This window comes from Achromobacter sp. UBA5777, assembly GCF_002418565.1.
In the GTDB taxonomy this organism is placed as follows: Bacteria; Pseudomonadota; Gammaproteobacteria; order Burkholderiales; family Burkholderiaceae_B; genus Achromobacter; species Achromobacter animicus.
On the sequence record NZ_DIEJ01000126.1, the window covers coordinates 26092 to 37369 of the forward strand.

9 protein-coding genes and 1 pseudogene are annotated in these 11278 nt (G+C 65.2%); all 10 read left to right on the forward strand.

Annotated elements, in window-relative coordinates; genetic code table 11:
* The first annotated feature begins 203 nt into the window (after nt 1–203).
* Nucleotides 204–2792, forward strand: a complete 2589-nt coding sequence (locus B3446_RS09450; protein WP_291380395.1) for an autotransporter outer membrane beta-barrel domain-containing protein — start codon at nt 204–206, stop codon at nt 2790–2792.
* 362 nt (nt 2793–3154) lie between these two features.
* Nucleotides 3155–3421, forward strand: coding sequence for a hypothetical protein (locus tag B3446_RS09455; protein ID WP_056315734.1), 267 nt, complete (start codon nt 3155–3157; stop codon nt 3419–3421).
* Nucleotides 3422–3435: 14 nt separating this feature from the next.
* A complete protein-coding gene (locus B3446_RS09460) occupies nt 3436–4839 on the forward strand; it encodes a pilus assembly protein TadG-related protein (protein WP_291380398.1) in 1404 nt (467 codons plus the stop codon).
* Nucleotides 4836–5453 carry a TadE/TadG family type IV pilus assembly protein gene (locus B3446_RS09465; protein ID WP_291380400.1) on the forward strand — a complete coding sequence of 206 codons (618 nt, stop codon included), beginning with the start codon at nt 4836–4838 and terminating at the stop codon, nt 5451–5453. The genes B3446_RS09460 and B3446_RS09465 overlap by 4 nt, the downstream gene beginning before the upstream one ends.
* The gene (locus tag B3446_RS09470) at nt 5450–6151 is read left to right on the forward strand and encodes a hypothetical protein (RefSeq protein ID WP_291380402.1); all 702 of its coding nucleotides are present in this window, start codon (nt 5450–5452) and stop codon (nt 6149–6151) included. Before B3446_RS09465 ends, B3446_RS09470 begins: the two co-directional genes overlap by 4 nt.
* Nucleotides 6148–6948, forward strand: coding sequence for a Flp pilus assembly protein CpaB (cpaB, locus tag B3446_RS09475; protein WP_291380404.1), 801 nt, complete (start codon nt 6148–6150; stop codon nt 6946–6948). The genes B3446_RS09470 and cpaB overlap by 4 nt, the downstream gene beginning before the upstream one ends.
* Nucleotides 6945–8324, forward strand: coding sequence for a type II and III secretion system protein family protein (locus tag B3446_RS09480; RefSeq protein WP_291380406.1), 1380 nt, complete (start codon nt 6945–6947; stop codon nt 8322–8324). The genes cpaB and B3446_RS09480 overlap by 4 nt, the downstream gene beginning before the upstream one ends.
* Nucleotides 8311–10002: an ATPase, T2SS/T4P/T4SS family gene (locus tag B3446_RS09485; protein WP_291380408.1), complete on the forward strand. Its 1692-nt coding sequence runs from the start codon at nt 8311–8313 to the stop codon at nt 10000–10002. Before B3446_RS09480 ends, B3446_RS09485 begins: the two co-directional genes overlap by 14 nt.
* Entirely contained in the window at nt 9999–10844 is an 846-nt protein-coding gene (locus B3446_RS09490) for a type II secretion system F family protein (protein ID WP_291380410.1), read from the forward strand. Before B3446_RS09485 ends, B3446_RS09490 begins: the two co-directional genes overlap by 4 nt.
* A gap of 11 nt (nt 10845–10855) precedes the next feature.
* Nucleotides 10856–11278: pseudogene (locus tag B3446_RS09495) on the forward strand (type II secretion system F family protein); the annotation flags it as partial.

Sequence of the window (11278 nt, forward strand, 5' to 3'; positions counted from 1 at the left end):
GTCCATGCGTACGAGAAGGCTCAATGACCGCGCATCGTCGACTGTTCCGTATTGGTAACTCCGCGTAATACTGCCTCGTCCAAAAGGACTATTCCTCAATAATCCTCGAAACCGCTCACGGCTGTGGGCGATGAGGGGAGGCCCATCCGCCCCGTCTGATGTTTGGCATGTGCTGATACCGAAGCCCGATCGGAGGAAGTTTCATGAAAAACAACGCTTTGCACGCCGGCGTGCTTTCTCGCTCGTCGCTGCTCCCTCTCCTGGCATTTCCTTGGCTATCGGCCGCTCAAATCACCATCGAGAGCGGGCAGACGGTATCCGTCCCGGGCACGCAGGCTTCCCCTTGGAACATAAGTACTTCTCTCCTTGTCGGTAACGCGGGAACCGGAACCCTGAACGTGTTGAGTGGCGGCCTGGTGAGCAGCCCCGACGCTTACCTGGGGGGTATTTCCGGCGGCGCCGGGTTGGTCTCGGTGACCGGACCGAACGCGCGATGGGAGGTGTCCGTCAACGGCTTGAGCACGCTGAATGTCGGCTGGAGTGCGGCGGGGACACTGACGGTTGCCGGTGGTGGCGTGGTCCAGAGTCAGCGCGCCACGCTCGGGGAATTCGACGATGGCGTAGGCGTTGTGACCGTCACTGGCGCGGGCTCGCAATGGATAAACAATCAGCTGCTCTTCATCGGGATGTCGGGTGAGGGGCGTTTGACCATCGCGGACGGCGGCTATGTTTCGACGGGCTCAGGCTCCATTGGCGTCTTTGGCGGCAAAGGAGCGGTGACGGTTAGCGGGGCCAATTCTCAGTGGCTTTCCGGCTCGCCCATTCAGATTGGCTCGTTCGGAAATGGCAGCCTGACGATCTCGGAAGGCGGGAAGGTGATCGCTCCCGGCGCGCTGATAGGCTCGACAACTTCCGGGATCGGCAAGCTTGTCATCGGCAGCGATGTGGGCACTGCGCCGGTCGCGCCGGGCACGCTGGAAACCACGCGCGTTTCATTTGGCCCGGGCGACAGCCGGGTGATTTTCAATCACACGTCTTCCAGTTATGTGTTCGACGCGACGATCAATAATGGCGCCACCAATGCCGCGGGGTCCAATACTGGATTGGTCGGCGGCGGGCGGCTGGAAGCGCTGGCGGGCCGCACGATCCTGAATGCGGATCACGGGGACTTTACGGGTGTCGCGCGAATAGGCGGCGCGGGCGTTCTTCAGGTCAATCGCGATCTGTCGGGCGCGTCGATGCAGATTCTCACGGGCGGTACGTTGGAAGGGCGCGGACGGGTGGGCAGTGTCGTCAACGCAGGCACCGTATCGCCCGGGGCGTCGTTGGGCACGCTGACCATCAGCGGAAACTACACGGGTAGCAGCGGTTCGCTGCTGCAGCTGGAGACGGTGCTTGGCAATGATGCGTCGCCCGCTGACAAACTGGTTGTGACGGGCAATGTGGCGGGTAATACCGCCGTCAAAGTCATTAACCTGAGTGGCGGCGGGGCGCAGACGGTAAACGGCATTCGCGTTATTGAGGTCGGCGGCGCGTCGCCCGCAAATGCGTTCACCCTTCAGGGCGATTACCGGACCGAAAACGGTCAGCAAGCCGTGATCGCCGGCGCGTATGCGTACACGCTTGAACACGGCGGCAGCGAGACGCCCGCGGATGGTCACTGGTACCTCGTATCCGAGTTCAGGGAGCCCGGGACGGCTCCCGAACCGGAACCAGGGCCCGGACCCGGACCCATTCCTGAACCCGAACCCGAACCCGAACCCGGGCCTGGCGCACCGGTGGAGGAAATTCCCGGCACGCCCGAAGAGGGGCCGCGCTATCAGCCTGGCATATCGCTTTTCGAGCAGTATCCCCAGGTGCTCGCTTCCCTCAATACGGTGCCGACGTTGCAGCAACGCATCGGAAACCGGATCTGGCGAACTGACGGTCAGTTGCCCGCAGGCGGGGAAAAATACGGGGGGTGGGCTCGCATCCAAGGCTCCACCAGTTCAATGAACCCGGCACAGTCGGCGACGAAGTCGAGCCGGGATATCGATCTGTGGAAGCTGCAAACCGGCATTGACGTCGTGGCGAACCGCCGGCCGGATGGGGCGATGTTGGTGGCCGGCGTGAATCTTTCTCATGGCAACGCGTCCGCCGATATTGCGTCTCCGTATGGCCGGGGCAAGATCGACACGACAGGCACGGGCGTGGGCGCAAGCCTGACGTGGTACGGCGCCAGCGGGTTCTACGTGGATGGACAATTGCAGGCCATGTGGTTCGACAGCGATATCTCTTCGCGCACGATCGGGCGTGATGAGGTGAAGGGCAACAACGGAAACGGCGTCGCCATCTCGGTGGAGACGGGCTATCGCTATGACATCGGCAAGGGGTTCTCGCTGACTCCGCAGGCGCAGCTGATTCGGTCTCGCGTGGACTTCGACAGTTTCACGGACCCGTTTGGCGCGAAGGTGCGGCTTGACGATGGCGACAGTCTGACCGGACGTTTGGGCGTGTCGCTCGACTATGAACCTGAGTCTTCTGGTGCGAAGGGCGCGGCGGGGCGAACGCATGTGTACGCCATCGCGAATCTCTATAACGAGTTCATGAATGGCACAAACGTCAACGTGGCCGGCGTGGCTTTTCGAAGCCGGGATGAGCGTCTGTGGGCCGAGCTTGGCGTCGGTGGAACCTACCTGTGGAACAAGGGGCGCTACGGTGTGTATGGCAACCTGAGCGTAGCCGGCGCCACCAACAACATGAGCGACAACCATTCCGTGGGCGGCATGATCGGGTTTCGCGTGCAATGGTAGAGATCGTCCAGGGCTCGTACCCGAAAGGGCAATAAGCGCCCGCGAATAGCAAATCCCCGCCAGCAGGCCCCCCAAATGGAAGAGCGCCCCAGCTCAAGATGAGTCTGAGGCGCTCCTGCCCGGCTTCGCACGCGATGGGTGTCAGACAGCCCGGCAACTCCAATCTACTGCTGGCAATCCGGCCCGGCAATAGGGGAAACCCTTGCGATAAACGGGGTTGAATCATCTTCGACGCCAGGTTCCTCGATAGGCGCGCGCGTCAAGGTGCGGGGGCAGATTTGTCCGTCTCGGCATCCACGAATTGTCCGCCGGCCGCCGGCTGGCGACACTGGCCTCCACGTTCATTGCACGGGAGAGCAGACATGTGGGGGCATCGAAAGCGCCAATTGGGCCAAGGTATGACGGAGTACATTGTCGTGGTGGCGCTGGTCGCCGTCGCGGCAATCGCGGTCTATCAGTATTTCGGACAAGTCGTGCGTTCACAGACGGCGGCGATGGCCCGTGAACTGGCCGGCGAAGATGGCAGCACGCAATCCAAAGCCGCGCAGCAGGCGGCCCAGAAGGCTGCCGCGCAGACCAAGGCGCGTTCGCTCAAGTCATTTACCGGCAATGCCGAGATCGCGAATTGAGGGCGCATCCCATCATGTTCGCCGATCAACAGCGCGGCCAGGCCCTGGTCTTGGGTATTGTCATTGCGGCCGTCGGTGCGGCGTCGCTGGTGGTCCTGTACAACTTTGGCCAGACCATCGAGGCACGAAGCCGGCTCACTCATGCGGCCGACGCGGCCGCCTATAGCGGCGCGCTGGTTCAGGCCCGCGCACTCAATGCCATTGCCTACGTGAATCGCAGCCAGATCGCGCATCAGGTTGCCATGGCGCATCTGGTGACGTTGGGAGCGTCCGCGCAATATCTCGATGCGATGCAATCGCAGCGCCAGCGGGGCAATCCGCCGGCCAGCCTGATCGCCATGCTTTTCGGACCCGACGCCGGGGCGGCCTATCAGGGCGCGCGGGGGCCTTCGAATGCCGAAGGCCGGCTCGCCTCTGCGTTCGCACAACACGATCGCGTCGTGCATCAGGTGCTGGAAATGGCGGCGCGAGAGATTGTGGGTGACCTTACAGCATCACGGGATCGTGCAATGCGTGAGGTGCTGGCTGCCAACTATCCGGCGTTTGGTGAGATCAACCCTGGCGGGGCGTCCGCTGCTGCATCGCCAATTGATCTGCGACTGCTGACCGACGGGTGGCCTGGCTACACGGAGCGCCACGCCGCGACGCGCAACGCCGGATTGCGCCCTGCAACGCAAGACGCGGTGGCTCGCTATGGGTTCCTGGATCGCCGCAACGCCACACGTCGTAATCCTTGGGCTGTCAGCTCACGTTGTCCCTTGCATCGGCACGAGCTCAGGCGGCGCGGTTCGACCTGGCTGGGGCCGGACGGCCATTGGGGCGCGTTGGACACGCAGTCCTACCACGCGCTGCGCTCGAACCGTTGGATCGGCTGCTATTTTCGCGAGTACGCGATGGGATGGGGAACCGTGCAGGGCGAAAAAAGCCGTGCCCCAGACGATGTGGAATTTGTCGAAGATCCGCCTGCGGATTTTTCGCAGGAGGACTTCTGGCGGTGGGTGGAGCACGCCACCTCGTGGAACATCTTTGACGGGGCCACCAATCCGATGGCGAACTCCTACGCCATGGCGTCGGCACGGCGCTGGCCGGGACGCGGACTGCCGGCGTATCGAGAGGTCGCGTCTAAGCGTCTTGCTGAGCCCTTACGGTTTGCCATTGCGGTCAGCCTGGATTCCACCGTCGTTAAAACCACGGACGCCGACAGTGCCGTCGCCGCGCCAAATGGTCAGTTTCGCTACACCGCATTGGGGCGGACCGGCGCCGTCACGGTCAGCACCGCGGCCGAGACGCACTTTGCGCGGCCGGAACGGCGCGCCGACGGCAGGTCGGAACTGGCTACGCTCTTTTGGCCTTATTGGCAGGCTCGCCTGTCCGCGCTTACGCAGCAGGAAGCCGTGCAAACCGGGAGGCTTCGATGAAGAGGCGCGGGTCAACCGAACGCGGGCAGGCGGTGGTCGAGGCGTTGCTGATGTTGCCGCTGATGAGTGTGCTGCTCTGGGCGGTCTCCGATATCGGCGCCATGCAGTTTTCGGCGCAGCGCAACACGCAAGCCAGCCGGCAGGCTGTCATGGCGGTGGCGTTGGGGCAGCCGGCAGCAACGCTACGTGCGCCGTCCGGAATGGTCCTGACCGACGCGGCCCAGAGTTGGCCGGGGACCGCCGCGGCCGGTGCCGCGGCATTGCAGAACGACTGGTTTGGCGGGGCAATGCAGTTGCTGTCCGTGCAGACCCGTTCGCTGCCGCAGCCGGGCAACGCCATGTTTGGCTTGCCGATCTCGCGTCACATCAGTGTCGCTAGCGGAGCGGGCTATGCGCATGGCGACGCCGACGCGCAACGACGTGTAGGCGCGTCGTCGGCGGGGTGGTTGCAGGCCGGCCGGACGTCGCGGGTCGAGGCCGAGCGCATGCAGCGTCAGCTCAGCAAGGTCGAGGTCCCATGGGGGCGCCCTGCGTTGTCGCTGGATTGGCTTTCGGCGTGGCGTGACGTGGTGCCGAATGATCGGCTTGGCAAGCGTGCGGAGGACGGAAGATGAATCGGGCACGAACGTTTCCCAAGCGGTGGGGCATGTGGCGCCGCGTTGGTTTGCTCGCAGTCGGCGTTGGCCTGAGCGGTGGGTTGTTGCTGCCTCAGCGCGCCAGTGCGTCAGCGGGCGTCCTCAGTCTTGAGGGCCTGCAATTACCCGCAGGCGCTGTGCGCGAGCGCGTGGCGGACCGGATGTGGCTGCACGGGATGCCGGCGCAGGTATGGGTGTTCGATGTGCCCCAAAGCCCGTCGGCCGTGGCCAAAACACTGGCTGCCCAGCAGCCTGCATTGGCGGATCTGCACGTGTTGCCCGGACAACTCATCTTGTCCGGCCTCGTCGGCAATGACCGTTGGGTTGCGCAATTGGAAAGTGCAGGCACGGACCGCACCGTCGGTAGCCTTTCGGCGATCAGTGTTCGAGCGGCCCCCACCGCGCAGTTGCCCGGGTGGCTGCCGAAGGGCGCGCGCGTCAGATCGGATGTCGCCGTGATGGAGTCCGGCGTCAAGGTTTCCGACCGCATCTGGCAGTACGCAATGCCGCAACAAAAACTGGCCGAACTCCTCGATGCCAAGATGCGGCGGGCAGGCTGGGTTCAGCAGGGAGATGGCGCCGATCAATGGTGGGCGCGTGAACGCGAGCGCATGAAGCTATGGTTGGTGCCTTTGGACGGCGGCAGCGGGCTGCGTGCACTGGGGTGGGCGCCATGAATCCCTGGATCATGCGCGGCGCCGCGCGGCTGCGCCGTACCGGCGTGTACGGATTGGCCATGCTGGCGGGACTGGTGGCCGCCTGGGCCGTGCGGGAACACGTCCAGCAGCGCGTCCAGGCGCTGGAGGCCGAGGCGCACACGCCGTCGGTCAGTCGCCTGGTGGCTGCTTATGACCTGCCGGCCGGCACGCTACTCGAAGAGGTGCACCTGGCCGTGCGCAAGATCCCGCAGCCCTGGGCGCCGGGGGCCAGTGTGGATCCCCTTGACGTCGGCAGCGTGATCGGCGCCACGCTTCTCGCTGATGTCGCGCATGGCGATCCCCTGCTCAGAAGTTTCATGACCTTCGAAGCGCCGCAGCCCTCGCTGGCCGCGCGGCTTCGGGCGGGGCAGCGCGCCCTCACGGTTGCCGCCACGGATCTGGGCGGGTTGGCGGACATGCTGAAGGGCGGCGATGCGATCGACATCTATGTGACCTTCAATCACCGCCAACGCGAGCTCACCGTGCCGGTGCTGCAGAGCATGCGCGTCCTGACTGTCGGGGGCGAGGACGGAGGCAACATCACCTTGGCGGCGACGCCGGATGAAGCCATGCGGTTCATCGCCGCGCGGCAGGCTGGGGTGTTGACTGCAATGCTGCGTCATCGCGATGACGCAGCATCCGTCAACCCCGCCGCGCAAAGCGATCTGGCTTCGCTCATCGGTCTGGACGCTGAACCCAAGCCTGCGCCGGGCGTTGCCATTCTTTACGGCGATCGGCTGGACGCGTGGGCAAGCGTCGACTCGGAGGGGCCATGACGCCCATAAGAGCTTTCTTGGTCTTCGTGCTGTGCCTGGTTTGCCACCCCGCATGGTCTGACACGCAGACACTGGAACTGCAGGTCGGCGAGACCCGTGTGTTGCCGCACCCTGGCGTGAGGCGAGTGGCCATCGGCAATAGCCAGGTGGTCAGCGCCCTGGCTGCCGAAGGGCGCGAGATCGTGGTGTTCGCACGGGCGGAAGGCGTGTCGTCCGTGCATGTCTGGGCAGGCCGCGATCGCATCGCGGCCTACGAACTGCGGGTCGTGGCCGCCGGTACGCCGCGCTTGCGCGAGGAGGTTCATAGCCTGCTCTCCCGCATTCCGGGCGCGCGAAGCTCGAGCGTGGGCGGTCGCATTTTGATCGAAGGCGACGATCTGTCCGACGATGACCGTTCGCGCATCGCGGCGCTGGCGGACCGGTATCCGGAGGTCGTGGATTTCACGGGACAGGTCGGGTGGGACCGTATGGTGCTGCTGGACGTGCAGGTGGTCGAAATTCCCACGTCGCGGCTGCAGGAGTTCGGCGTGCGCTGGGATGGCATGACGCAGGGGGGCGTCAATGCAGGATTGGCGTGGGATGGTGGATCTCGTGGCCGAATGACCCGACCGGGCGAGCAGATTATCGAAACGGCGGCACCGGTCTCGTCGGCCGCCGGTTACTTCGGCGTCAACGCCTTGCTGTCGGCACGTATTGCCGCGCTGGCGCAAACCGGAGAAGCGGTCATGCTCGCGCAACCGCAGCTTCTTGCCCGAAGCGGCGCGAGCGCGACCTTTCTCGCCGGCGGGGAAGTGCCCTATGCCTCAACCGATGCGCGAGGCAATCCCACCACGCTATTCAAACCCTATGGCGTGTCGCTGAACATCACGCCTCGGATCGACCGCAACGGCGTCATCCGGTCGCTCATCGAAGTGGAGGCCAGTTCGGTCGATACCTCGCTAAGCCTTCCCGGTGGGCCGGCGCTGCGGACACGCCGCGCGTCCACCGAGTTCAATGTGCGCTCCGGCAACACGCTTGTCATCGGCGGCTTTCTCTCGCGCGAGCACGGCTCCGACGTCAGCGGCCTGCCGGGTCTGCGGAACATCCCGATCCTGGGCGCGTTGTTTTCCTCTACCCGTTATCAGCGCCGCGAGACCGAACTGGCGATCTTCGTGACGCCAAAGATCGTGTCCCAGGGCGAGCCCGCCATGGCGGATCGCGTTCGGCGCGGACGCGAGATGCTGGAGACGACGTTTCCGGAACCTCCCCAACTGGGAACGGCGGTGCCTTCCGATGCGGCTGGGTGGGACCCCTACGCGGGCGCCGGCTCGCAATGGGTCACGCGTTCGGCGGGTGCCGGTTCGACATTGGCGGAAGGCCGTGATGCTCAATATTGAACTGACTTTTGAGGACGCCGCGCAGCAGCAGCTCAAGCTGCCCGCGCCGGTGCTGATTGGAAGAGGCGCTGATTGCGCGTTGCGGATTCCAACCTGGAGGATCGGCCGACAACATGCCCGGCTGGTTTGCGAAGCAGACGTCATCGTCCTGGAAGACCTGGGTACGCTGGCGGGCACGATGGTAAACGGCGTCAGGGTGGTGCGGCACGCGCCGGTGCTGCCTCACGACGAGATCCTTATCGGGCCTTGCAGGCTACGCGTGTCGAGGCTTGCGCCGGAGGCAGCCGACCACGTCGACGCTTTGGATGCCGCACCTCAGGGCTCGGCGCAGTCCGGAAAGCCTCCAACGGACGATGCTGTTTGCGTCCCGGGGGCGGTGGCCTTGCCGGCCCCCGCTCATCGGCTGCACGACCGCCGCCGCCTTCATGCGGCCCTGCTGAACGCGTTGGACCTGCGCCGGCGCGATGTGGCCGGGATGAGCGATGGCATGCTCCGCGCCGAGGCCGAGCGTCTTTTGATGCAGATCGTGGCCACGGACGCCGAACTTCCGCCGCAGGCCGACAAGGCGGCGCTCTGCCGCGAGGTGCTGGATGAAGCGGTGGGACTCGGACCGCTGGAACCGTTGCTCGCTGCCCCGGATATCACGGAAATCATGGTCAACCGCTATGACGAAATCTACGTCGAGCGTGCGGGCCGCCTGTGGCGCGAACCGGCTGCGTTCACCAGCGAGCAATCGGTGCGCTGGGTGATCGAACGCATCGTGACCCCATTGGGACGCCGCATCGATGAAAGTTCGCCGATGGTGGATGCGCGGCTACCCGATGGATCACGCGTGCACGCCATCATTCCCCCCGTGGCGATGAAGGGCGCCAGCCTGACCATCCGGAAGTTTCCGCAGCGGCGGCCGCAGATGCCAGACCTGATTGCGCTGGCCACGCTGAGCGACCCGATGGCACGGTTTCTGGCGCTATGCGTCAGGATGCGCAAGAACCTGGTCGTTTCGGGCGGTACGGGCTCTGGCAAGACGACGCTACTGAACATTCTGTCGAACGAGATTCCTGACGGCGAGCGCGTGGTCACGATCGAAGACGCGGCGGAGTTGCGGCTGAACCACGCGCATCTGGTCGCGCTGGAAGCTCGGCCGGCGAACCAGGAAGGCAGGGGCCGAGTCGACATCCGGGAACTCGTGCGCAATGCGTTGCGCATGCGGCCGGACCGCATCGTGGTGGGCGAGTGCCGGGGTGCCGAGGCGTTCGACATGCTGACGGCCATGAATACGGGCCATGAAGGCTCACTGACCACGCTGCACGCCAATTCGCCGCGCGATGCACTGGCCCGGCTTGAATCCATGATTCTCATGGCAGGACTGGACCTGCCGCTGTCGGCGGTCCGCGAACACATTGCCGCCAGCGTGGACGTGGTCGTGCAGCAGACGCGGCTGTCGGACGGACGCCGCGTCATCACGGCGATCGTTGAAGTGGCAGGCATGGAAAGCGGCCGCATTCAGTTGCAGGACCTGTTCGGCTTTGATCGAACCCACGGGTTTCGCGGATGCGGTGCGCTACCCGGATTTGCGCAGGAATGGGCGGATAAGGGCGTAAGCCTGGATACCGCATGGTTCTCGGACTCGGCGGGCCGGGCGCCTGACTTCGGCGCTTTTGCGCAGGGCTTGCCATGATCTGGCTTGCGGCAGCGGCCGCCATGTTGTGCGCCGGGTTGCTGGCGTGGCGTGCGCAGAACTGGTTTGCGCCGGCGCTTCGGCGCTATCGCGAGGTCTACACCCAGGATGCGGGCGTGCGCTTGAGCGAAGTGTTTTTGTTCATCGACCCGCGCCAATTGTGGGTGGGCGCAGTCGGCTGCGGTGTAGCGGCCGCGGTCGCCGCGTTCGCGGCCACCGGCAGCGCGCCGGTGGCGGTCTTGTTCGCTCTCCTGCCGGCGCGGCTGCCACGAATGGTTGTAGAAGGGTTGCGGCGACGGCGTGCGCGGCGCTTCGAAGCGCAATTGCCCATGGCGCTGTTGATGCTGGCATCCGCGTTGCGGGCCGGCGTGGCCATGACGACCGGTTTGCGCCATGTCGTGGAACAGAGCAGCGCACCGCTCGCCCAGGAGTTCGGTCTGATGCTGCGGGAACAGCGTCTGGGTGTGCCGTGGGATGTTGCGCTGGACAATCTGCAGGTCAGGATGCCGGCTGACTCGACCTCGCTGGTGGTGGCGGCAATGCGCATCGCGGCAAAGACCGGCGGCAATCTGGCGGAAGCGCTGGAAAGCATCGCGCAGACATTGCGTGTCCGCCTTCAATTGCAGGCAAAGCTGATGGCGTTGACGTCGCAGGGACGGCTGCAGGCATGGATTGTGGGGGCATTGCCCTTGCTGCTGCTGGCGGTGCTCGACCGGCTGGAGCCGGAGATCATGGGGCTGTTGTGGCATACGCCGATGGGGTGGGGCGTGCTGGCCATTGTGGCGGTGCTGGAGACGGCCGGCGTGCTGCTGATCCGGCGAATCATGCGGATCGATATCTGACGGAGGGCGGGATGTGGCTATACCTGAGCATGTCCGCGACGGCGGCCGGGACGGCCTGGCTTGCGTGGGTGCTGTTGAGACCGTTGTTGAAGGCGGAACGGGATGCGGCGCGCGCCATGCCGTGGTGGTGGCGGGTCGCATGGCCCTGGATCGCTGCGGTGGCGCCGTTGGCGGGTCCGCTGTGCTCGTGGCGGTGGCGGCTACGGCTGGACCGGGCCATAGAACGGGCGGCGTTGCCGCGGGAAGTCAGGTATGCGCACATCGCGGCGATGTGCGCTAGCGCGGCCATCGCTGCCGGCGGCATGGCCGCCGCCGGAGCACTTGTGCTGTCGCCGCCGGATGCTGTGGCGCTGCTGCCCTGGGCGCTGGCGTCCGCGCTGGCCGCCGGCATGGCGCCGGCGTTGCGGTTGAAGCAGCTGGGGGCCAAGCGATGC

What these genes read in the sequence shown, in the direction of transcription:
- B3446_RS09450 (WP_291380395.1), top strand. Translation starts at nt 204, where the DNA reads ATGAAAAACAACGCTTTGCACGCCGGCGTGCTTTCTCGCTCGTCGCTG.
- B3446_RS09455 (WP_056315734.1), top strand. Translation starts at nt 3,155, where the DNA reads ATGTGGGGGCATCGAAAGCGCCAATTGGGCCAAGGTATGACGGAGTAC.
- B3446_RS09460 (WP_291380398.1), top strand. Translation starts at nt 3,436, where the DNA reads ATGTTCGCCGATCAACAGCGCGGCCAGGCCCTGGTCTTGGGTATTGTC.
- B3446_RS09465 (WP_291380400.1), top strand. Translation starts at nt 4,836, where the DNA reads ATGAAGAGGCGCGGGTCAACCGAACGCGGGCAGGCGGTGGTCGAGGCG.
- B3446_RS09470 (WP_291380402.1), top strand. Translation starts at nt 5,450, where the DNA reads ATGAATCGGGCACGAACGTTTCCCAAGCGGTGGGGCATGTGGCGCCGC.
- cpaB (WP_291380404.1), top strand. Translation starts at nt 6,148, where the DNA reads ATGAATCCCTGGATCATGCGCGGCGCCGCGCGGCTGCGCCGTACCGGC.
- B3446_RS09480 (WP_291380406.1), top strand. Translation starts at nt 6,945, where the DNA reads ATGACGCCCATAAGAGCTTTCTTGGTCTTCGTGCTGTGCCTGGTTTGC.
- B3446_RS09485 (WP_291380408.1), top strand. Translation starts at nt 8,311, where the DNA reads ATGCTCAATATTGAACTGACTTTTGAGGACGCCGCGCAGCAGCAGCTC.
- B3446_RS09490 (WP_291380410.1), top strand. Translation starts at nt 9,999, where the DNA reads ATGATCTGGCTTGCGGCAGCGGCCGCCATGTTGTGCGCCGGGTTGCTG.